Origin of the sequence: Candidatus Poriferisodalis multihospitum (assembly GCF_028283155.1) — a bacterium.
In the GTDB taxonomy this organism is placed as follows: domain Bacteria; phylum Actinomycetota; class Acidimicrobiia; order Acidimicrobiales; family Poriferisodalaceae; genus Poriferisodalis; species Poriferisodalis multihospitum.
In genome coordinates, this window is record NZ_JAPYOK010000027.1 from 32,573 (window position 1) to 52,435 (window position 19,863).

A 19,863-nucleotide genomic window follows, 5' to 3' on the forward strand; every position below is an offset into this window, starting at 1 on the left:
ACCACCGGAGGCGGTCGGCGACATGCTCACGAGCGGCGAGCCTATGGCCGCCCTGCCCACTGTCTGTAAGCCTTGTCCCGCCTCGCCACCGTGACCACCAGCACACGCAGGGCGTCGTCTTGAATGTCGCAGATCACCCGGAAATCGGCCACGCGGTACCGCCACAGCCTGCCCAAGGGCCCGCTGAGCATGCGACCGGTGCGTCGCGGATCTCCTGACCCGACGCGTTCGTCCATGTAGTCCATGATCCGACGCGCCGACGGCTTGTCGAGCTTGCGCATCTGACGCATGGCCGTGTCGGTGTAGTCAATCCGCCAAGCCAAGTTCCTTCCTCACGTCGTCGGCAGCATGGGTTTTCTCTTGACCCTTGCGAAGCCGTTCAAGCACGTCTGCCGCCAAGTAGTAGTCCTCGATGTCCTCAAGACCGCGATCGATGATCTCCCGCAGGTAGAACGCCTTGGTGCGTCCAGTCTGCGAGGCCAAGAAACTCAGTCGTTCTTCCACATCAGGTTCAAGTCGAATCGATGTCGGCATGTCGATCACTCCCCACGACGGCGGCAGGTGACTACTTGTATTCACCATATCCCGCCAATGTCACCGGGCGGCGGTGGTGAGCCCCGCGACGACCTGGCAGCGGCACTGTCGGCGAGGTGTGCGCGGCACCTCAGATCGACTGCCGAGTCAGGAAGTCAAGCCTTCGCGGAAACGTGGGATGGGGCTGCTGCAGCTGACAGCCCACCTGAAAACTCACCTCTCGCCACCGAGCCAGTGGCCGTCGGCACAACCGCGGTCCGCTAGGTATGCTGGCATACATGAATCGGACCACCGTCAAGCTCCCATCCGAGCTCGACGCCCGCCTTCGCCACGAGGCCGCTCGGCGCAACATCACCATCTCAGATCTGACGCGCGAGGCCATCGAGCATCACCTCGGCCCGCGTCGGCGACTGGGTGCGACCGCGGCCGGTCGCAGCGGCCGCTCCGACATCTCTGAGCGCATCGAAGAGATCCTCGCCAGCGAGGTGCCGACATTGCACTGATCGTCGATGCGGGTCCGCTGTACGCCTACATCGACGCAGACGATCGGCATCACACGGCGTGCGCGGAGTTGCTGTCACTGCATCGGGGACCGCTCATCGTGCCGACCTTGGTCGTCACCGAGGTCGCCTATCTGGTTGGCGCCCGCTTGGGTTCTCAGGCCGAAGTTCGGTTCTTGGGCGATCTCGCTTCCGGCGATCTGATCGCGGAGCCCGTAGCAGCGAGCGACTGGCTGCGCATCGCCGAACTGGCCCACGCCTACCGAGACCTCCCGCTGGGCACGGTCGACGCGTCGGTCATCGCCACGGCCGAACGGCTTGGCGCAACCGAGGTGGCCACTCTCGACCGACGGCACTTCGGCGTCGTTCGCCCAAACCACTGCGAATGGCTCACGATCCTGCCCTGACCGGTACCGACCACTGATCTCTCTCGCGCCGAGTGCTATCGCTGACGTGGCCGCCGGGGCTCATGGACAACGGCTCGCGCGGTCTTGGCCCGAAGCAACGGTCGTTAGGCTGAGCCGCTCATGGTGATTGGCGGTGTCCGATGCCGGTAGAGGCCGATACTCGGACGCTCGCCGATCTGGAGCCAGAGGTTGAGCGACTCCTCGCGCGCCACCTTGGGCAGACCAAGGAATGGCACCCCCACGCGCTCGTGCCCTGGAGCCGGGGCGAAGACTTCGCGCCCGACTACGAATGGTCACCTGAGGAAGCCAACCTCACCCCTGAGGCTCGCAGCGCCCTGTTCGTGAATGTGCTCACCGAGGAGAACTTGCCGTACTACTTCCGGGACAGCGAGCGGCTGTTCGGCCGTGAGGGCGCATGGGGCGAATGGGTTCGCCGCTGGACGGCGGAAGAGGGACGGCACGGCCGGGTCATCTACGACTACCTGTCGGTCACCCGCGCTCTGGACCCCGTAGCACTGGAGCGGGCGCGCATGGCGCAGGTGCAGTGCGGGCAAGTGCCCCAGCCGCCGAGCCTGCTGGAAGGCCTTGCCTACGTGACGCTGCAGGAGTTGGCCACCCGCATCGCGCACTTCAACACCGGGCGCCACATCGACGACCCCGCCGGCAAGGCCATCATGCGGCGGGTCGCCTTTGATGAGAACCTGCATTTCCTGTTCTACCGAGACGTGATGAGTGCCGCGGTCGAGATGGACCCCTCCAGCGCGGTGGTGGCCATCGCCAACCAAGTCAAGAGCTTCGCCATGCCCGGAGTGGGCATCACCGATTTCGACACCCACTCGCGCATCATCGCCGAAGCCGGGATCTATGACCTGGCCATCCACCACGACCAGATCCTGCAGCCCGTCGTGCTGCGCGACTGGAATCTGCCGGGATTGACCGAGCTCTCGGGCATAGCCGAGGCGGCCCGCGATCGGCTCATGGCGCTCACAGCCGCGCGGACCGGCGAAGGACTAGTGGTCGCCCTTGGGGTCGAGCAAGGCGGTCAACCGGTCGATAGAGAAGTCCTCGCTGCGGGCAGCGTCGATGAGGACTCGCTCAGCGGCGGCGATCTTGGCGGCTGCCGCGGACACGTCGGCAGCGACGTCGACCGGCACCACGACCGCACCGTGACGGTCGGCGTGGATGAGCTCGCCGGGCTGCACCGACATGCCGTGCACGGTCACCGGTACCGCGAACTCGACTACGTGCACCCACGCGTGCGAGGGACCGATAGAGCCGGCCAGCGCGCCGAAGCCCGGCGCCCAGTCGTCCAGATCCCGGATGGACCCGTTGGTGATGACGCCGAGCGAACCCAGCCCGGAGTGGATGCTGCTGTTGACCTCGCCCCACCAAGCGCCGTAACCCGGCGACGCATCAATGTCCTCGATGACGGTGACGGCAGGGCGGGGGCCTTCGGCCATGTGGCGGTAGTAGCCGACCCGCATCGCGAGATCGGCGTCACCGCTTCGGCCCGACGGTGCCGCTGCTCGGATTGTGGCCGTGCGGGCGTAGCCGACCATGACGGTCTCGGGATCGGGGCAGACCAGCGGCGAAGTGGTGTAGCCGTAGGCCCGGCGGTGCGGCGCAACGATCTCGAGCGCGTTGCAGATCGTCGGGGTGTCGAGCGCACGCAGAGCGTCAAGCACCGCGGCATTCAGCGGATCGGCGGTCATGTCCGTGAGCGAGGAGGGAGTCAGACCAACTCGATGAGCGCCATGGGGGCGTTGTCGCCCCGGCGCGGTCCGAGCTTCAAGATGCGCGTGTAGCCACCCGGACGTCCCTCGTAGCGGGGGCCGATCTCGTCGATCAGCTTCTGGGCCATCTCCTGGTCGCCGTTGAGGCTGGCGATGATCTGGCGATGCCGTGCCAGACCGCCCTTGCGCGCCTTCGTGATGAGCTTCTCGGCGTACGGCCGCAGCGCCTTGGCCTTGGCCTCAGTGGTCTCGATGGCTTCCGCAGCGAACAACGACGCCGCCAGGTTGGCGAGCATGGAGCGCTGGTGACTGGCGCTGCCGCCGAGGCGTCGGCCCTTCGTGGGCGTGGGCATGATCAGCTGACCGCCGCTGGGGTGGCCTGCTCGACGTCGCCCTCGGCATCGCTCTCGGTCTCGCCCTCAGACTCAGCCCCCGATGACGGGCTCATGCCACGCAGCGCCAGACCCCGCTCGTCGAGCTTCTCGATGACCTCGTCGAGCGACTTCTGGCCGAAGTTCGGAACGGTCATGAGTTCGTCCACCGACTGGTCGAGCAGCTCGCCGATGGTGTTGAACTGCACACGCTTGAGGCAGTTGCGGGCGCGCTCGGACAGGCCCAAGTCTTCGATGGGACGTTCGAGATCGCTGGTCCGGCCGCCGCCGACCGCCACCTCGGCGATGTCAAGGCCCAAGGGCTCCGGCGACAGCTCGGCGATCATGAGCATCAGCCGGCACAGGGTGTCGCCCGCCGACGACAGCGCTTCGCGCGGCGTCATCGCGCCATCGGTCTCGATGTCGAGCACGAGCCGGTCGAAGTCAGTGGACTGCTCCACGCGCACCGGCTCGACTTCCACCGCCACACGCCGCACCGGGCTGAACAGCGCGTCCACGAGGATCACGCCGATCGTGCTGCCGGCACGCTCGCTCTCGGGCGCCGCATAGCCCCAGCCACGCTCGACAGTGAGGTCCATCGCCAGGCGAGCGCCCTCGCCGAGCGTCGCGATGTGCAGGTCGGGCGTCAGGCATTCGACATCGATGCCCCAGTCAACGTGCCCGGCCAGTACCGGACCCACGCCCCGCTCATCGAGGCGCACCGCCACGGGCTCGTCGATGTGGCACCTCAGCACCACGTCCTTGAGATTCAGGATGATGTCGGTGACGTCTTCGACGACGCCCTCGATGGTCGTGAACTCGTGCAGCGCGTCGTCGAAGCGCACCTGGGTGATCGCTGCGCCGGGAATCGACGACAGCAGCGTGCGGCGCAGCGAGTTGCCCAGCGTGTGCCCGAAACCGGGCTCCAGCGGGCCGATAGCGAAGCGCTGGCGGTTGCCCTCGGGCTCGCCGAGGATGTCGATCGTCGGTCGGTGCATGACCAAGGTGTCGGAGATGGACACGTTCACCCCTTCGTGGGCGGCAGATGTTGACAGGACTATTTGCTGTAGAGCTCGACGATGAGCTGCTCGCGAACCGGGATCTCGATCTGGGATCGGATCGGCAGTTCGCGCACGGTGACCCGCTGGCCTCCGTCGCTCGCCTCCAGCCACGGGGGCGGAGTGCGGTCCAGCACATCGAGATTCCAGCGGATGGTGACGATCTCACGGGCCTTCGTCCGCAACTCGACTACGTCATCCTTGCGGGCCCGAAAGCTGGGAATGTTCACCCGGCGTCCGTTGACGTCGATGTGGCCGTGGCTCACGAATTGGCGAGCCTGCGGGCGAGTCGCCGCCCAGCCGGCCCGGTAGACGATGTTGTCCAACCGCAGCTCGAGCAGCCGCAGCAGGTTCTCGCCGGTGACCCCGCGCTGGCGGGCAGCCTCTTCGTAGGCGTTGCGGAACTGCCGCTCGGTCATCCCGTAGGTGAAGCGGCACTTCTGCTTCTCCTGCAGCTGCAGCAAGAACTCCGAATTCTGGCTGCGTCGCCGGCCGCGGCCGTGCTCGCCGGGCGGGTAGGGACGCCGGTCGAGCGCCTTCGTCTCGCCCTCGGTGCCCCAGATATTGGTATTGAGCCGCCGCGAGACGCGCGCCTTGGGACCGGTGTAGCGCGACATCTCAGACCCTCCGTCGCTTCGGGGGGCGACAGCCGTTGTGCGGCACCGGCGTCATGTCGCGGATGCCCTTGATCTCGATGCCGGAATTCTGGATGGAGCGGATCGCGGTCTCGCGGCCCGAGCCGGGACCCTTCACATGCACATGCACCCGGCGCACGCCATGCTCCATGGCGCGCTCGGAGGCCTGCTCGGCGGCCTGCTGCGCGGCGAACGGCGTCGACTTGCGGGAGCCCTTGAAGCCGGCGTTGCCGGCCGATGCCCACGACACCACATTGCCTTGCAGGTCGGTGAACGTGATGATCGTGTTGTTGAACGAGCTCTTGATGTGCGCCACGCCGTCGCCGACGTTCTTGCGCTCCCTGCGCCTCCCGCGGCGAGGCTGCTGCTGGTTCACTTGCGCCCGCCTCTCGTGCGTCCGGTCACTTGCGTACCTTCTTCTTGCCCGCGACGGTCTTGCGCGGACCCTTGCGGGTGCGTGCGTTCGTATGCGTGCGCTGGCCCCGTACCGGAAGCCCGCGGCGGTGACGGACGCCCTGGTAGCAGCCGATCTCGATCTTGCGCTTGACGTCCTGGGCGACATCGCGCCGCAGGTCTCCCTCGACGGCCAGGTTGGCATCGATGTGGTTGCGGATACGGGCCACCTCGGCATCGGTCAGGTCACGCACGCGCGTGCGCTCGGCAATGTTCAGGTCTTCGCAGATCTGCTGGCTGGCCGAACGACCGATGCCGTAGATGTAGGTGAGCGCGATCTCCACGCGCTTCTCACGCGGTATGTCGACGCCGGCGATTCGGGCCATCGATACGGAACTCCTGTCTCAGCCTTGCCGCTGCTTGTGTCGCGGGTTCTCACAGATCACCCGGATCCGCCCGTGACGGCGGATGACGCGGCATTTGTCGCAGATCTTCTTGACGCTCGGACGGACTTTCATCGGGTGACCTGCGCTGTAGACGAGCGAGCAAGTATAGGGGTCACGGTGCCGCCTCGATGGCGGCCGCTGGGCTGTTCGTGCGGCCGCCATGGCCGCCAACAAGAACTCACGGTGCCGTCTCGATGGCGGCCACGATGCGTCCATGGACCTCGGCGGGGGTTCCGAGGCCGTCCACGGAGACCAGCACTCCCTGGTCAGCGAACAGCTTCCGCAGCGGCGCTGTCTCGGCTTCGTACAGCTCCAGGCGCCGGGAGATCGCCTCCGGCGTGTCGTCGGCCCGGCCCCGCTCCAGCATCCGCTGGGTCACCACCTCGTCGGGCACATCCAGGTCGATCGCCCGGTCCACCGTGTTCGGCGCCAGCAGCGCGAACAGACCGTCGGCCTGGGCCTCAGTGCGAGGGAAGCCGTCGAGCAGGAAACCGGCAGCGGTATCCGGTTCGGTGAGCCGCTCAGCGACGATGCCCAGGATCAGCTCGTCGCTGACCAGGTCGCCAGCGTCCATCACTGCCTTGGCCTGCCGGCCCAGCTCGGTGCCCGCAGCGACGGCGGCGCGCAGCATGTCGCCTGTCGAGATGTGGGCGATGCCGTAGCGCTCCACCAGCAGCTCGCACTGGGTGCCCTTGCCAGCTCCCTGCTTGCCCAGGATGACCAGCCGTCGCGTGCTCATCAGGCCAGGAACCCTTCGTAGTTGCGCATCAGCAACTGGCTGTCGACCTGCTTCATCGTCTCCAGCGCCACACCCGAGGCAATCAGGATCGACACACCGCCGAATCCAATGGCTGCACCGGCACCGCCGCTGCCCAGAGCATCGAGGTCACTGGTCAGCGACAACAGCACGCTGGGCAGCAGCGCCACCATGGCAATGAACAGAGCGCCCGGCAGCGTGATGCGGTTCAGCACCTTGGCCAGATACCGCTCGGTCTGCGGCCCGGGCCGGATGCCGGGAATGAAGCCGCCCTGCTTTCGGATGTTGTCGGCTTGGCGCACCGGGTCGAACGTGATCGCCGTATAGAAGTAGGCGAAGCCCACAATCAGCCCGCCGAAGAACAGGATGTAGGCGATGTTGTCGGGCTGGGTCAGGTACTCGTCGACAGCGGTCTGCAGCCAGCCCCAGTTCGCCACATTCGACAGCAGAACCGGCAGGAACAGGATCGAACTGGCGAAGATCACCGGGATCACGCCCGACTGGTTGACCTTCAGCGGGATGTAGGTGTTCTGCCCGCCGTAGAGCCTGCGGCCCACCTGCCGACGGGAGAACTGCACCGGGATGCGACGCTGGCCCTGCTCGATGAAGATGATGGCCACCATCATTCCCGTGGCCACGATGATCGCCGCCGCCAGGTACACCGTGCCTTGCACCGCCAGCAGGCGGGCCCCGTCGAAGGGGATCGTGGACACGACCGAGGCAAAGATCAGCAGCGACATGCCATTGCCCACGCCGCGCTGGCTGATCAGCTCGCCCATCCACATGAGCAGCGCCGTGCCCGCCGTCAGCGACAGGATCACCAGCGCCACGCGATTGAACGTGAAGTCGGGGATGACGATGACACCGGCGGTGTTGCCCAAGGCGGTGCCCTGGCCCCGCCCGAAGATGAACGTGATGCCCGTGGCCTGCACGAAGGCGATGCCCAGCGTCAGGTAGCGGGTGTACTGCGTCAGCTTCCGCTGCCCTACCGCACCCTGCTGCTGGAGCTGCTCAAAGCGCGGGATCGCGACGGTGAGGATCTGAATGATGATCGACGCCGTGATGTACGGCATGATCCCCAACGCGAAGATCGCGAAGTTGGTGAGCGCGCCGCCCGAGAACAGGTTCAGCAGCGCCAGCACGCCGCCGGTCGAGCTGGCCTGCTCGCGCAGCGACACGATGGCGTCGAAGTCGATGCCCGGCACCGGCACCTGGGAGCCCAGCCTGTACGCCGCAATGATGAACAGCGTGAACATGATCTTCCGGCGCAGATCTGCGATCCGGAAGATGTTGCGCATGTGGCCGAGCACGACGAGCCCCTAGCGATTGGTGTGCTGGTTGCCCCGGGCGGGTGGCCGGGGGCCGCCGAAGGTGGGCGGCAGGATCTCGATGCTCCCACCGGCACTCTCGATGGCTGCGCGGGCCGAGCCGGACACGGCGTGGGCTTTCACCGCGACGGATCGGGTGATCTCGCCACGCCCGAGGATCTTGACCATGGCACCCTTGGACACCAAGCCGCGGGCCAGAAGCTCGGCGGGCGTGATCTCGTCGAGACCGCAGTCTTCGAGGGTGTCGAGATTGACCGGCTGATACTCGACACGAAACGGGTTCTTGAAGCCCTTGCGCTTGGGAATGCGGACCTGCAGCGGCAGCTGGCCGCCCTCGTACCAGACGGGAACGGTGCCGCGGGCGCGAGTGCCCTTGGTGCCGCGGCCTGCTGTCTTGCCGCCCTTGCCGCTGGTGCCGCGCGCTACCCGCCTGCGCTTGCGCTTCGATCCCGGCGGCGGGGCCAGATCATGCAGTCTCAGCATCGCTGACCTCCTGAGCTGTGACGGATTCGCCTGCAACATTCTCGACGGCGATCAGATGGCGCACCTTGCGCAGCATGCCGCGGATCTCGGGTCGATCCGGCAGGGTATGGCTGCGGCCGATCTTGCCCAGCCCAAGCGCCCGCAGCGCACCGCGCGCCTTGGGCTTCGCCCCGATGCCCGATCGGACCTGGGTCACCAGGATCTGGCCGGTGCCGTGCTGACTCGAAATGGGCTGGTTCGAACTCGGCGCGCTCATGACGGGGCCCCTGCGGAGGCATCGCTCAGCTTGCGCGTGCGCTCTGTCTCGCGGTATGCCTCGAGCAGACCGGCGGGGATGCACTCCTCGGGCGACAGCCCGCGCAGCTTGGCCACCTCGTCAGGACGCTTGAGGGCCGCCAAGCCCGCGATCGTGGCTCGGGCGACGTTGATGTGATTGGAGGAGCCGAGCGACTTGGCCAGCACATCGCTGATGCCTGCCTCCTCGAGGATCGCCCTGGCGGCGCCGCCGGCAATGACGCCGGTACCGGGCGCCGCCGGCTGCAGCAGCACCTTGCCGGCACCCATCACTCCCAGCACGGGATGGACGATGGTGGAGCCGGCCAGAGGGACCTCGAACAGGCTCTTGCGGGCCTCTTCGGTGCCCTTCTGGATCGCCAACGGCACTTCTTTGGCCTTGCCGTAACCCAGGCCGACCCGGCCCGCGCCGTCGCCGATCACCACGAGTGCGGAGAACGAGAAGCGGCGACCGCCCTTGACCACCTTGGCCACACGGTTGATGTCGATGACCCGCGATTCACGCAGACCGTCGTCGCCGCTGTTGCGGGGGTTGTCGAATTGGCGATCGCGCGGGCGACGGCCGCCCCGCTCGCGTTCGTTGCCGCCGCCGGCCTCATTGCCGCTGCGCGGTTGAGAAGGGCCGGGCTGTGAGGTTGGTGCGTCTGTCACGAGTCCTCCCTCAGAACTCCAGGCCGCCCGCACGGGCAGCATCTGCAAGGGCCGCGACGCGGCCGTGATAGCGGTTCCCGCCCCGGTCGAAGGTGACCGTGGTGGTGCCAGCCGCCTGAGCCCGCTCGGCGATGAGCCGACCGATCTCGCCGGCGGACGCGATGTTGCCGCCACCGGTCACTCCGGCTTCGCGCGACGACGCAGCAGCCAGTGTGCGGCGTGCGTCGTCGTCGATGAGTTGGGCGCTGATATGCCGGTTGGACCGGTGCACTGCCAGGCGCGGGCGCGCTGCGGTGCCGGCGATCTTCTTGCGGACGCGACGGCGGCGCCGATCACGCCGGGCCGCCTTCGTGGGAGCACTCACTTCGCCGCCTTTCCGGCTTTGCGCAGCACGCGCTCGTCGACGTAGCGGATGCCCTTGCCCTTGTAGGGCTCGGGCTTGCGCAGCGCACGGATGTTGGCCGCGACCTGCCCGACGAGCTGCTTGTCGATGCCCTTCACGATGATGGACGTCTGGTTCGGCACCTCGAAGCTGATGCCGTCGGGTGCCGTCACCGGCACGGTGTGACTGAATCCCAGCGACAGCTCGAGTGCCGATGACCCGCGGGCTGCTGCGCGGTATCCCACGCCGACAATCTGCAGTTCCTTGGAGAAGCCCTGCGACACCCCCTGCACCATGTTGGCGACCAGTGCCCGGCTCAGGCCGTGCAGCGACCGCTGCGAGCGGCTGTCATCGGCGCGCTCCACGACGACCTGGCCGCCGCCTTCCGGGTCGTCGACGCGCACACGGATGCCCGCGGCCAACTCCCGCTGGAGCTCGCCTCCCGGTCCGCGGACGGTCACCACGTCGCCAGCCACGGAACCGGCGACATCGGGGGCTGGTTCGGCCGTCACCGTCACCCCGTCGGGAATCGAGATGGGCGTCTTGCCCACGCGTGACATCGCCGCCTCCTACCAGACGTAACAGAGGATCTCGCCGCCCATGCGGTTGCGGCGAGCTTCGCGATCGGTCATCAGGCCCCGGCTCGTTGACAGCACGGCTATGCCGAGGCCGCCGAGCACGCGGGGAACCTTGTCGGACTTGGTGTACACCCGCAACCCGGGCTTGGAGATGCGCTGCAGCCCCGAGATGGTGCGGTCCCGGTCACCGGTGTACTTCAGGTTGATGGTGAGCGTCCGGGCGGGGCTGTCGGTGCCGTCGCTCACCTGGTAGTCGCTCACGTAGCCCTCGCGCTTGAGGATCGCCGCCAGGCGCTCCTTCTGCTTGGAGGACGGCATGGCCACCTCGTCTTTGAACACCATGTTGGCGTTGCGAATGCGGGTGAGCATGTCCGCAATGGGGTCGGTCATCGACATGTGCGCACCTCCCTCACCAGCTGGCCTTCGTCACGCCGGGCACCTCGCCGGCATGGACCATCTCTCGCAGGCACACTCGGCACAGCCCGAACTTGCGGTATACCGACCGCGGTCGGCCGCACACGCGGCAGCGCGTGTAGGCGCGCACCTTGAATTTGGGGGTGCGCTGCTGCTTGTTGACGAGTGCCTTCTTGGCCATCGGTACTGCCTTTGTTGAATAGGGGCCTGGTGAAATAGCCGGGCGCTAGGTCGTTGGGTTCTGGCGGAATGGAAAGCCGAGCGCAACCAGCAGGGCACGTCCGCCCTCGTCGTCGACGGCTGACGTCACGAGGGTGATGTCCATGCCGCGGATCTGGTTGACGCTGTCGTAGTCGATCTCGGGAAAGACCAGCTGTTCGGTGAGGCCGAACGTGTAGTTGCCGTGGCCGTCAAAGCTGCGCGGCGAGAGACCCCGGAAGTCGCGGATACGAGGGATGGCCAACGACACGAGACGGTCGTAGAACTCCCACATCCGGTCACGGCGCATGGTGACGCGGGCACCGATCGCGTTGCCCTCGCGCAGCTTGAACCCTGCGATCGACTGCTTCGCCCGGGTGATCGCCGGCCGCTGACCGCAGATGCGGCTGAGGTCGTCGATGGCGCCCTCGAGCAGGCCCCGGTTCGTCAGCGCAGCGCCGACGCCCATGTTCACGCTGATCTTCGTCAGCGTGGGCACCTGCATCACGTTCGCGAGCCCGAGCTCGTCCCGCAGTTGCGCGCGGACGGTGTCGCGGTAGAGCACTTTCATCCGGGGCTCGGGCCGCTCGTTGCCGCCGGTGTCGGACGGAGCGAGGGAGGCGGCATCGGTCTGGGCATCGGTCTGGGCCTCGGTCACGCTCATGGCAGCTCCTCCCCCGAGACACGGTGGTAACGCACCTTGCGGCCGCCCTCGAAGCGGAAACCGACCCGGCCGGGCTGGCCCGTTCGCGGGCACACCACCGACACATTCGACACGTCGATCGGCAGCAGGTAGTCGATGATCTGGCCCTCCTGGTTCTGCTGGGAGGGCTTCTGGTGCTTGTGCCCCACGTTCACGCCTTCCACCGTGAGGCGGCGGCGCGCCAGATCCACCGACACGACTTCGCCTTCCCGGCCCTTGTCAGGGCCGGAGATCACGCGCACGGTGTCGCCTTTGCGGACTCGCAGCCGCGGCAGCTGGTTCTTCTGGCGTGCCATCACGTCACCCCCATCACAGAACTTCCGGGGCGAGCGACACGATGCGCATGAAGCGTTTGTCGCGCAGCTCGCGGCCGACGGGGCCGAAGATGCGGGTGCCACGCGGCTGGCGGTTGTCGTCGACGAGCACGGCGGCGTTCTCGTCGAAGCGGATATAGCTGCCGTCGGGGCGCCTGCGCTGCTTGCGCGTGCGCACCACGACGCAGCGCACCACCTCGCCCTTGCGCACGGCAGCGCCCGGGATGGCGTCCTTCACAGTGGCGATGAACACGTCGCCGATCGAGGCATAGCGCCGACCCGTGCCGCCGAGCACGCGAATGCACAGCACCTCGCGGGCGCCGGAGTTGTCGGCGACTTTGAGTCGGGACTCTTGCTGGATCATGACCTCGCTGCCTTCACCTCATCGGGCCCGTTCGATGATCTCCACCAGGCGCCAGCGCTTGGTCTTCGAGATCGGCCGGGTTTCCATGACACGCACCCGGTCGCCCGGACGCGTGTCTCCAGCGGGGTCGTGGACGTACAGCTTCTTGGTGCGCTGAACGGTCTTGAAGTAGCGGGGGTGGCGCACACGCTCGGTCACCGAGACGACCGCCGTGCGGTCCATCTTGGTGGAGGTGACGATGCCCTCGCGCACCTTGCGCCGGTTGCGCTCGACAGTCTCGGTGCTCATGACGGATCTCCTGTGGAAGCTGCGCTGCTCGCGGCCGAGCCCTGCTCTGGGTCATCCGACGAGCCGGCCAGATCAGTGGCCGAGCCCTGCAAGGCACCGGCCAGATCAGCGGCCGAGCCCTGCACGGGGCCACCCGATGGGCCCAACAGCACATCGGCCGCTGCAATCTCACGCTCGCGCAGCACGGTGTGAATGCGGGCGATATCGCGCTTGGTGGCGGCCACCTGCGCGGAGTTGTCGAGCTGCCCGGTCGCGAATGCGAAGCGCAGGTTGAACAGCTCCTTCTTGGCACTGTCCAGTTCGTCGAGCAGCTGATCGTCCGACAAGGTCCGGAGCGTCGCGGCCTTCGCCATCAGATGGCCTCCTCTCGGGAGATCACCCGTGCGCGGATGGGCAGCTTCTGTATGGCGCGTTCCATGGCGCCCCGGGCCAGCTCGGCGTTCACGCCGCCCAGCTCGAACATCACACGGCCGGGCTTCACCACGGCCACCCACTTCTCCGGATTGCCCTTGCCCGAGCCCATGCGGGTCTCCGCAGGCTTTGCGGTCACGGGCTTGTCGGGGAAGATGTTGATCCAGACCTTCCCGCCGCGCTTGACGTGACGGGTCATGGCAATGCGGGCCGCTTCGATCTGGCGGGCCGTGATCCAGCCGGGCTCCAGCGCCTGGATGCCGTAGTCGCCGAAGTGCACGGCTGTGCCGCCCTTGGTGCGGCCCTTCATGCGACCGCGATGCGCCTTGCGGTGCTTGACCTTGCGAGGCATCAGCATCAGTCGTCTCCCGGCCTGAAGTTGGGCGTCTGGGACTGATCGCGCGTAGCCCGCTCGATCTGCTCCTCCTCTTCAAGCAGGCGCTCGAATTCGGGATCGGCCTCGCGCAGCAGCGGGACGGGTTCTTCGGGCAGATCCTCGAGATCGCCCCGGCGACCGGCCGAGGAGACGACGCCTCCGGGAGGTGCGCCGTCGCCTGACGTCTGGCCAGTGGCCATGGCCGCCTCACGGTGAATTCGCTCGTCGGAGGACACCTTGTAGGGAAGGATGTCGCCCTTGTAGAGCCACACCTTCACGCCGATGCGACCCGCCGTGGTGCGGGCTTCGCGGAAGCCGTAGTCGATGTCGGCGCGCAGTGTGTGCAGCGGCACCCGGCCTTCGCGGTACCACTCGGTGCGTGCCATCTCCGAGCCGCCGAGCCGGCCTGAGCACTGCACCCGGATGCCGAGCGCACCGGCCTTCTGAGCGTTCTGCACGGCGCGCTTCATGGCCCGCCGGAAAGCGACGCGGCCAGCGAGCTGATCCGCGACACCCTGAGCGATGAGCGCTGCCTCGAGCTCGGGCTGCTTGATCTCCTGGATGTTCAACTGGACCTTGGGGTTGCCCGAGATCTTGCCGAGCTTCGTGCGGAGCCGATCGGCCTCGCTCCCCCTGCGGCCGATGACGATGCCCGGCCGGGCCGTATGCACGTCGACGCGCAGGCGATCCCGGGTTCGCTCCACCTCGATACGGCTGATCGCGGCATGCGGCAGCTCAGTCCGCAGGAAGTCGCGGATCTTCCAGTCCTCGATGAGATAGTCCTGATACTCCTTGTCGGCGTACCAACGGGACTTCCAGTCGGTGGTGATTCCCAAGCGGAAGCCGTACGGGTTGACCTTCTGACCCATGATCAGTTCCGTTCCTCTGGGTCGGCAACGTCTTCTTCGGGGTCGGCGGCATCGACCTCGGCAGCAATGGCCTCGCCGGTGTCGTCGATCGCCGCTTCGGCAGCCTCATCGGCTGTCGCGACGATGTCGTCAGCGTCGTCTGGCGCCGACTCGTCAGCCTCGCCGGTGTCGGTGGTTGCGCGGCTGGCGGCCACGCGGGCGGCGCGGGCGGCTGCAGCAGTTTGCGAACCCGAAGCGGCCAGCCGGGCCTCGCGCATCTCGAGTTCCTCCGGGCTGAGCTGCGCCACGATCACCGTGATGTGACTGGTCTGCTTGAAGATGCGCGTGGCCCGGCCCCGTGCCCTCGGGCGCCAGCGCTTGAGCACCGGACCCTCGTCGGCCCAGCACTCGGCCACATACAGCTCGTCGGCGTCGAGCTGCTCGTTGTTGGTGGCATTGGCCACTGCACTCTCAAGCACCTTGGACACCACCTCGGCGGCGCCGCGCTCGCAGAAGCGCAGGCGGTCGCGGGCGAGCGCCAAGTCTTCGTCGCGGATGAGGTTGAGCACCACCCGCGCCTTCGACGCGGACAGGCGTGCGTACTTGTGCGTCGCCTTCGCGCCTGCGATGACGTCGAGGTCGATCAACCCGCTCATCGCCTGCTGCCTTGCTCTCGTCCGGCGCGAGGCTCGAACGTCTGCGTTGTGACGAACCCGCTCATCGCCTGCTGCCTTGCTCTCGTCCGGCGCGAGGCTCGAACGTCTGCGTTGTGACGAACCCGCTCATCGCCTGCCTCCGCGCTCCTGGCCGGCGTGGAACTTGAACGTCCGCGTCGGGGCGAACTCGCCGAGCTTGTGACCCACCATCGACTCGGTCACGTACACCGGCAGGTGCTTGCGCCCATCGTGAACCGCGATGGTGTGACCGATCATCTCGGGGATGATCGTGGAGCGCCGGCTCCACGTCTTGATGACCTTGCGCTCGCCGCTCTCGTTGAGTTCATCCACCTTCGAGAGCAGGTGGTCGTCGACGAACGGGCCCTTCTTGAGACTGCGCGGCATCGCTCTACCTCCGGGACCCGCGCGTCCGGCGGCGGCGGACGATGAGGTCGTTGGACTTGCGGTTCTTGGAGCGGGTGCGGCCTTCGGGCTTGCCCCACGGCGACACCGGGTGACGCCCGCCCGACGACTTGCCCTCACCGCCGCCGAGGGGATGGTCGACTGGGTTCATGGCCACGCCGCGGGTCTGGGGCCGTACGCCCTTGTAACGGTTCCGGCCGGCCTTGCCGATCTTGATGAGGTCGGCCTCGGCGTTGCCCACCGAGCCGATGGTGGCGCGGCAGTCGATCGGCACCCGGCGCATCTCGGTGGACGGCAGGCGCAAGGTGGCGTACGCACCCTCCTTGGCCACGAGCTGCACGCTGGCGCCGGCCGAACGGGCCATGCGGCCGCCGGCGCCCGGCTTGAGCTCCACGTTGTGCACGGTGGTTCCGACCGGCACGTACCGCAGCGGCATGGCGTTGCCGACACGCACCTCCGCCTGGGCTCCGTTGGCGAGCTTGTCGCCCACCTCCAGCCCTGCCGGCGCCAGGATGTAGCGCTTCTCGCCGTCGTGATAGTGCAGCAACGCGATGCGCGCGTTGCGATTGGGGTCGTACTCGATGGTGGCGACCGTGGCGGGCACACCGTCCTTGTTGCGCCGGAAGTCGACCACCCGGTAGCGCTGCTTGTGACCGCCGCCACGGTGACGAGAGGTCTTGCGGCCGTGGTTGTTGCGGCCGCCGGTGGAGTGCTGCTTGGCAATGAGCGAGCGCTCGGGCTTGGTCGCGGTGATGTCGGCAAAATCCGAAACTGTCTGGAACCTTCGGCCGGGACTGGTCGGCTTGCGTACTCGAATGCCCATGACGCCCCGCCTAGGAATTGAAGATCTGGATCGAGTCGCCCTCGACGAGGGTGACGATGGCCCGTTTGGTGTCCGGCCGCTTGCCGACGGTGTTGTTGCGCCGGTTGCGCCGCTTCTTGCCCTTGCGATTCAGCGTGTTGACCTTGGCGACCTTGACGTCGAAGATCTCCTCGACCGCTTGGCGGATCTCTGGCTTGCTTGCAGACGGGTGGACGCGGAACACGTAGATGCCCTCTTCGAGGAAGTCATACGACTTCTCCGAGATGACAGGAGCGATCAGCACATCGCGGGGATCCTTCACTGGTCATCCCCCTCGCTCGCTGCGCCGTTCGTGGCTGGCCCGGTGCTGGTGGGCAGCGTGTCGCGGGTGAAGACCAGCCAGTCCGAGCGCAGGATGTCGTAGGCGTTCAGCTCGGCTGCGCTGACCGAGTGCACCGACGGAAGGTTGCGGAAACTGCGATCGGCCGTCTGGTGTGCCGTGCTGTCGCCCAGAACCAGCAGAACCTGTCCGGAGAGGGACAGGTTCTCGAGCACTGCGATGGCGTCTTTCGTGCGCGGCTGCGCAAAATTCCACTCGTCAATGACCATGACGCGTTCGCTGCGAGCCCGGTCGCTGAGAGCGGAGCGAAGCGCCAGCCGCACGGTCTTGCGGTTCACCTTCTGGCGGTAGTCGCGCGGCTTGGGACCGTGCGCCACGCCGCCGCCGACCCACTGCGGCGACCGGATCGAACCGTGGCGAGCCCGGCCGGTGCCCTTCTGCCGCCACGGCTTCGCGCCGCCGCCGCGTACCTCGGCACGGGTGAGGGTGCTGTGAGACCCGCTCCGGCGGGCGGCGCGCTGGGCCGTGACGGCCTGGTGCAGCGCCGCCATGTTCGGCTCGATGCCGAAGATGGCCTCGTCGAGCTCCACGGTGCCGGCAGTGCCGCCGTCGGGGGTGCGAACGTCGAGCGTGAGCGGCATCAGAATCGACCTCAGACCTCAGCCGATGCTGTGCTGTTTGACGCGCCTTCCGGCGCTTTGACTGCGTTGCGGACGACGACCGTGCCGCCCTTGGGCCCGGGGACGGAGCCACGCACCAGCAGCAGGCCCCGCTCGGCGTCGGCCTCGACAACCGCGAGGTTGAGCGTGGTGACCTTCTCCCCGCCCATGCGCCCGGCCATGCGGGTGCCCTTGAACACCCGTGAGGGGGTGGCGCAGGCGCCGATGGCGCCGGGGGCCCGGTGGACCCGGTGCGCGCCATGGCTGGCGCGCTGGCCTGAGAAGTTGTGCCGCTTCATGGTGCCGGCGAAACCCTTGCCCTTGGAGGTGGCTGTCACATCGACAAGCTCTCCGGGACTGAAAAGGTCGGCACCCAATTCGGTGCCGACCGATACTTCGCTCACATCGTCGAGCCGCAGCTCTACGAGCCTCAGGCCAGGGTCGATCCCGGCTCGCTCGTAGTGGCCGTTCGTGGGCTTGTTGACCTTGCGCGCCTCGCGGTGACCGTAGGTGACCTGCACCGCGGTATAGCCGTCTTGCTCGTTGGTGCGCACCTGGGTGACCCGGCAGTCGTCGACGCGCAGCACTGTGACCGGGACGACGCTGTTGTCGTCATCCCAGAGCTGTGTCATGCCGACCTTGGTGGCGACAAGCGCCCTGTTGGCCATGTGCGCGTCTCTCTCGTGCTTTCGCCGTGCATCTCGCTGCCCGCCCAGCGGGCCGCCATGCGAACGCTCCGCACGGCTGTGCCGGCGGAGCGGTTCTGGAGGTTGTGCCGACCGGTTCCGAACACCCGACCCATTGCGGGGAGGCATCCGGCCTTGCCGGACGTCAGTTCGACGCAGGAAGTCCGCGCCGCGAATGAAGCAGGCTACCGATCCCCCACGACCGCCCCAACCTTGCGCCCGTTCAACCAGCGGGCCGGGGGCGCCCTCGTTGATAGGCCGCGAACAGCATCACTTCGCTCGCCAGGACCAGGTGGAATGCCGTCGGCAGGTAGGCAGTGAACCACTTCCCTGCAGCGATGCCCTCGTCGCCGAACGCCCCAGCATCGCCGAGGAGTCCGACTGCCAAACGCGCCGCCATTGCAGCGAAGTACAGGACGCCGAACCAAGCAACTGGTCGTACCCAGCGCCGCCCGAAGAGGTTCCGGCCAGCTCGCATTCGCAGCGTCGCGGTTGCGATGATCATCAAGATCACCACTTGGGCCGCGAACAGCGCCGGGAACGGCAGGCTGCTGCCCTGCCAGGCGTCTTGGGAGGGCAGGAAGGCCACGTCCCACCGGCGCTGTACTGCTTGGCCCGCGACGCGGGCCAGGAATGCCAGGCCGAATACAAGGCTTGCCGCAGCAAATCGGATGTCGCTCACGTGTCCTCCAGCGGCACCAGGACGGCTGCGGGATCGAGCCGCAGACCAAGCCCGCCGCCGCTGCGATCAGGCACATCGCGTCCGCGCAGCATTCCCCCGTAGCCCCACATGATCGTCCGATCGGTGAGATCACGGGCCAGCAGATGCGTCCCGAAGGCGCCCTCGGCCCCCACAACGGCACCCGGGGCGCTCGCGATCACGGCGAGCGCCGCCCGGGTGAGCAGGCTCGTCTCTCCCACCTGGCATCCGACGATGACGTCAATGCCGGCGCGCGCGGCAGCAGCCACCACGTCCAGCGACCTGACGATCCCGCCCATCTTCGACACGCGCACGTTCACGATCCACGCCGACGGCTCCGCCAGCGCTTCGAGCTGCCGGGCGAACCGCAAGCTCTCGTCGGCGATGATCTTCACCCGGCATTGCTGCGCGACGCGCATGCACCCGTCGACATCACCCGCCTGCAACGGTTCCTCGACGGCGAATGCGATGTCGCCCAGTGCATCCAAGTGCACTGCGCACTGCTCGGGCGTCTCCCAGAGGTTGTTCACATCGAGGCGAACCGTCGCCGGGCTCGACCCCCGGGAAACGAATGGGACCAGCTTGGCGCGGTCACGCCGCAGCGAACCCGAGAGCTTCACCTTGAAGTCGGTGAAGCCCCGAACACGAAATCCGCGCAGCTGCCATCGGTACAGCAGCAGCGGCATGTCGCCCAGGACAGCGGTATAGGCCACGTCGCGCGGGCCAGAAGCAACACCCAGCAACTGCTCGATATTGCAGCCGCCCACCTTTCCCAGCAGGTCGAGGGCGGCAAGCTCCATCGCGCAGAACGCGGCCGGGTTCTCGTCGATGGCGTCGCTATGGGCGTCGATCCAGGAACGCAAGTCGTCCACGCTCCCGACTTCCGCGCAGAATGACGCGGCGTGCTGGCTGACGAAGGCGGCGCAACCCCCGACGGTTTCCCCGGTCACGTACAGCCGTGGGCACCCTTCGCCGTAGCCGATCATGCCGTCGTCGCCGTGGGCCGCCACGATGAGGTTCTCGGCGTGGCGGCGGCTGGCAGCGGCATGCCGGAAGACGCGCTTGAACGGCACGGGGAAGGCGAACGTCTTCAGGCGGCGTATCTGCACGCATGCACCTCGGCCAAGCTCG

The 19,863-nt window shown here is 67.3% G+C and carries 34 protein-coding genes and 2 pseudogenes; 3 read left to right on the forward strand and 33 right to left on the reverse strand.

What is annotated here, in order from left to right; translation table 11 throughout:
- Window positions 1-41: 41 nt before the first annotated feature.
- Both VI480_RS01400 and VI480_RS01405 read right to left on the reverse strand, forming a co-directional pair.
- Complete coding sequence (locus VI480_RS01400) at window positions 42-323, reverse strand: type II toxin-antitoxin system RelE/ParE family toxin (RefSeq protein WP_323671026.1); 282 nt, start codon at window positions 321-323, stop codon at window positions 42-44.
- Window positions 307-534 (reverse strand): CopG family transcriptional regulator, encoded by a 228-nt coding sequence (locus VI480_RS01405; protein WP_323671027.1) that lies wholly within the window; start codon window positions 532-534, stop codon window positions 307-309. The genes VI480_RS01400 and VI480_RS01405 overlap by 17 nt, the downstream gene beginning before the upstream one ends.
- A gap of 278 nt (window positions 535-812) precedes the next feature.
- On the opposite strand from VI480_RS01405, the gene VI480_RS01410 reads away from it, so the two are divergent.
- The 3 genes and pseudogenes from VI480_RS01410 to VI480_RS15485 all read left to right on the forward strand — a co-directional run.
- Complete coding sequence (locus tag VI480_RS01410) at window positions 813-1,037, forward strand: CopG family transcriptional regulator (protein ID WP_323671028.1); 225 nt, start codon at window positions 813-815, stop codon at window positions 1,035-1,037.
- Complete coding sequence (locus tag VI480_RS01415) at window positions 1,037-1,441, forward strand: type II toxin-antitoxin system VapC family toxin (protein ID WP_323671061.1); 405 nt, start codon at window positions 1,037-1,039, stop codon at window positions 1,439-1,441. Before VI480_RS01410 ends, VI480_RS01415 begins: the two co-directional genes overlap by 1 nt.
- A 140-nt stretch (window positions 1,442-1,581) precedes the next feature.
- Window positions 1,582-2,418, forward strand: a pseudogene (locus VI480_RS15485) (acyl-ACP desaturase); the annotation flags it as partial.
- A 33-nt stretch (window positions 2,419-2,451) separates the two neighbouring features.
- Here VI480_RS15485 and VI480_RS15490 read toward each other — a convergent pair.
- The 31 genes and pseudogenes from VI480_RS15490 to VI480_RS01570 all read right to left on the reverse strand — a co-directional run bounded on the left by VI480_RS15490 (window position 2,452) and on the right by VI480_RS01570 (window position 19,841).
- Window positions 2,452-3,153, reverse strand: coding sequence for an RraA family protein (locus VI480_RS15490; RefSeq protein WP_416246617.1), 702 nt, complete (start codon window positions 3,151-3,153; stop codon window positions 2,452-2,454).
- A 23-nt stretch (window positions 3,154-3,176) separates the two neighbouring features.
- Window positions 3,177-3,527: pseudogene (rplQ, locus tag VI480_RS01425) on the reverse strand (50S ribosomal protein L17); the annotation flags it as partial.
- A 2-nt stretch (window positions 3,528-3,529) separates the two neighbouring features.
- Window positions 3,530-4,543, reverse strand: a complete 1,014-nt coding sequence (locus VI480_RS01430; RefSeq protein WP_416246618.1) for a DNA-directed RNA polymerase subunit alpha — start codon at window positions 4,541-4,543, stop codon at window positions 3,530-3,532.
- 59 nt (window positions 4,544-4,602) lie between these two features.
- Window positions 4,603-5,220 (reverse strand): 30S ribosomal protein S4, encoded by a 618-nt coding sequence (rpsD, locus tag VI480_RS01435; RefSeq protein WP_323671032.1) that lies wholly within the window; start codon window positions 5,218-5,220, stop codon window positions 4,603-4,605.
- A gap of 1 nt (window position 5,221) precedes the next feature.
- Window positions 5,222-5,614, reverse strand: coding sequence for a 30S ribosomal protein S11 (gene rpsK, locus VI480_RS01440; RefSeq protein WP_323671033.1), 393 nt, complete (start codon window positions 5,612-5,614; stop codon window positions 5,222-5,224).
- A 25-nt stretch (window positions 5,615-5,639) separates the two neighbouring features.
- Window positions 5,640-6,017 (reverse strand): 30S ribosomal protein S13, encoded by a 378-nt coding sequence (rpsM, locus tag VI480_RS01445; RefSeq protein WP_323671034.1) that lies wholly within the window; start codon window positions 6,015-6,017, stop codon window positions 5,640-5,642.
- Window positions 6,018-6,035: 18 nt separating this feature from the next.
- Window positions 6,036-6,149 (reverse strand): 50S ribosomal protein L36, encoded by a 114-nt coding sequence (rpmJ, locus tag VI480_RS01450; protein WP_323671035.1) that lies wholly within the window; start codon window positions 6,147-6,149, stop codon window positions 6,036-6,038.
- A 106-nt stretch (window positions 6,150-6,255) separates the two neighbouring features.
- Window positions 6,256-6,816, reverse strand: a complete 561-nt coding sequence (locus VI480_RS01455) for an adenylate kinase (protein ID WP_323671036.1) — start codon at window positions 6,814-6,816, stop codon at window positions 6,256-6,258.
- The gene (gene secY, locus VI480_RS01460; protein ID WP_323671037.1) at window positions 6,816-8,144 is read right to left on the reverse strand and encodes a preprotein translocase subunit SecY; all 1,329 of its coding nucleotides are present in this window, start codon (window positions 8,142-8,144) and stop codon (window positions 6,816-6,818) included. The genes VI480_RS01455 and secY overlap by 1 nt, the downstream gene beginning before the upstream one ends.
- Window positions 8,145-8,153: 9 nt before the next feature.
- Entirely contained in the window at window positions 8,154-8,645 is a 492-nt protein-coding gene (gene rplO / locus VI480_RS01465; RefSeq protein WP_416246611.1) for a 50S ribosomal protein L15, read from the reverse strand.
- A complete protein-coding gene (rpmD, locus tag VI480_RS01470) occupies window positions 8,629-8,901 on the reverse strand; it encodes a 50S ribosomal protein L30 (RefSeq protein WP_323671038.1) in 273 nt (90 codons plus the stop codon). The genes rplO and rpmD overlap by 17 nt, the downstream gene beginning before the upstream one ends.
- Complete coding sequence (gene rpsE, locus VI480_RS01475; RefSeq protein WP_416246612.1) at window positions 8,898-9,590, reverse strand: 30S ribosomal protein S5; 693 nt, start codon at window positions 9,588-9,590, stop codon at window positions 8,898-8,900. The genes rpmD and rpsE overlap by 4 nt, the downstream gene beginning before the upstream one ends.
- 10 nt (window positions 9,591-9,600) lie before the next feature.
- Window positions 9,601-9,954 (reverse strand): 50S ribosomal protein L18, encoded by a 354-nt coding sequence (gene rplR, locus VI480_RS01480; protein ID WP_323671039.1) that lies wholly within the window; start codon window positions 9,952-9,954, stop codon window positions 9,601-9,603.
- Window positions 9,951-10,532 (reverse strand): 50S ribosomal protein L6, encoded by a 582-nt coding sequence (gene rplF, locus VI480_RS01485; protein ID WP_323671040.1) that lies wholly within the window; start codon window positions 10,530-10,532, stop codon window positions 9,951-9,953. The genes rplR and rplF overlap by 4 nt, the downstream gene beginning before the upstream one ends.
- Window positions 10,533-10,541: 9 nt before the next feature.
- Window positions 10,542-10,946 carry a 30S ribosomal protein S8 gene (gene rpsH, locus VI480_RS01490; protein ID WP_323671041.1) on the reverse strand — a complete coding sequence of 135 codons (405 nt, stop codon included), beginning with the start codon at window positions 10,944-10,946 and terminating at the stop codon, window positions 10,542-10,544.
- A gap of 13 nt (window positions 10,947-10,959) precedes the next feature.
- Window positions 10,960-11,145, reverse strand: coding sequence for a type Z 30S ribosomal protein S14 (locus VI480_RS01495; protein ID WP_323671042.1), 186 nt, complete (start codon window positions 11,143-11,145; stop codon window positions 10,960-10,962).
- 45 nt (window positions 11,146-11,190) lie between these two features.
- Window positions 11,191-11,826 (reverse strand): 50S ribosomal protein L5, encoded by a 636-nt coding sequence (gene rplE / locus VI480_RS01500; RefSeq protein WP_416246613.1) that lies wholly within the window; start codon window positions 11,824-11,826, stop codon window positions 11,191-11,193.
- Window positions 11,823-12,131, reverse strand: a complete 309-nt coding sequence (gene rplX / locus VI480_RS01505; RefSeq protein ID WP_416246619.1) for a 50S ribosomal protein L24 — start codon at window positions 12,129-12,131, stop codon at window positions 11,823-11,825. Before rplX ends, rplE begins: the two co-directional genes overlap by 4 nt.
- A 43-nt stretch (window positions 12,132-12,174) precedes the next feature.
- Window positions 12,175-12,543 carry a 50S ribosomal protein L14 gene (rplN, locus tag VI480_RS01510; protein ID WP_323671044.1) on the reverse strand — a complete coding sequence of 123 codons (369 nt, stop codon included), beginning with the start codon at window positions 12,541-12,543 and terminating at the stop codon, window positions 12,175-12,177.
- A gap of 18 nt (window positions 12,544-12,561) precedes the next feature.
- A complete protein-coding gene (gene rpsQ / locus VI480_RS01515; protein ID WP_323671045.1) occupies window positions 12,562-12,831 on the reverse strand; it encodes a 30S ribosomal protein S17 in 270 nt (89 codons plus the stop codon).
- Window positions 12,828-13,184: a 50S ribosomal protein L29 gene (gene rpmC, locus VI480_RS15495; protein WP_416246614.1), complete on the reverse strand. Its 357-nt coding sequence runs from the start codon at window positions 13,182-13,184 to the stop codon at window positions 12,828-12,830. Before rpmC ends, rpsQ begins: the two co-directional genes overlap by 4 nt.
- Window positions 13,184-13,600: a 50S ribosomal protein L16 gene (gene rplP, locus VI480_RS01525; protein ID WP_323671046.1), complete on the reverse strand. Its 417-nt coding sequence runs from the start codon at window positions 13,598-13,600 to the stop codon at window positions 13,184-13,186. The genes rpmC and rplP overlap by 1 nt, the downstream gene beginning before the upstream one ends.
- Window positions 13,600-14,487: a 30S ribosomal protein S3 gene (rpsC, locus tag VI480_RS01530; RefSeq protein WP_416246615.1), complete on the reverse strand. Its 888-nt coding sequence runs from the start codon at window positions 14,485-14,487 to the stop codon at window positions 13,600-13,602. The genes rplP and rpsC overlap by 1 nt, the downstream gene beginning before the upstream one ends.
- A 2-nt stretch (window positions 14,488-14,489) precedes the next feature.
- A complete protein-coding gene (gene rplV, locus VI480_RS15500; RefSeq protein WP_416246616.1) occupies window positions 14,490-15,122 on the reverse strand; it encodes a 50S ribosomal protein L22 in 633 nt (210 codons plus the stop codon).
- A 126-nt stretch (window positions 15,123-15,248) separates the two neighbouring features.
- Window positions 15,249-15,527: a 30S ribosomal protein S19 gene (rpsS, locus tag VI480_RS01540; RefSeq protein WP_323671047.1), complete on the reverse strand. Its 279-nt coding sequence runs from the start codon at window positions 15,525-15,527 to the stop codon at window positions 15,249-15,251.
- A 4-nt stretch (window positions 15,528-15,531) separates the two neighbouring features.
- Window positions 15,532-16,368: a 50S ribosomal protein L2 gene (rplB, locus tag VI480_RS01545; RefSeq protein ID WP_323671048.1), complete on the reverse strand. Its 837-nt coding sequence runs from the start codon at window positions 16,366-16,368 to the stop codon at window positions 15,532-15,534.
- Window positions 16,369-16,378: 10 nt separating this feature from the next.
- Window positions 16,379-16,669, reverse strand: coding sequence for a 50S ribosomal protein L23 (gene rplW, locus VI480_RS01550; RefSeq protein WP_323671049.1), 291 nt, complete (start codon window positions 16,667-16,669; stop codon window positions 16,379-16,381).
- Window positions 16,666-17,328, reverse strand: a complete 663-nt coding sequence (gene rplD, locus VI480_RS01555; protein WP_323671050.1) for a 50S ribosomal protein L4 — start codon at window positions 17,326-17,328, stop codon at window positions 16,666-16,668. Before rplD ends, rplW begins: the two co-directional genes overlap by 4 nt.
- 11 nt (window positions 17,329-17,339) lie before the next feature.
- Window positions 17,340-18,014, reverse strand: a complete 675-nt coding sequence (rplC, locus tag VI480_RS01560) for a 50S ribosomal protein L3 (RefSeq protein ID WP_323671051.1) — start codon at window positions 18,012-18,014, stop codon at window positions 17,340-17,342.
- 241 nt (window positions 18,015-18,255) lie between these two features.
- A complete protein-coding gene (locus VI480_RS01565) occupies window positions 18,256-18,714 on the reverse strand; it encodes a hypothetical protein (RefSeq protein WP_323671052.1) in 459 nt (152 codons plus the stop codon).
- On the reverse strand, window positions 18,711-19,841 hold the full coding sequence (locus VI480_RS01570; protein ID WP_323671053.1) for a mandelate racemase/muconate lactonizing enzyme family protein: 1,131 nt from the start codon (window positions 19,839-19,841) through the stop codon (window positions 18,711-18,713). Before VI480_RS01570 ends, VI480_RS01565 begins: the two co-directional genes overlap by 4 nt.
- Window positions 19,842-19,863 lie beyond the last annotated feature (22 nt).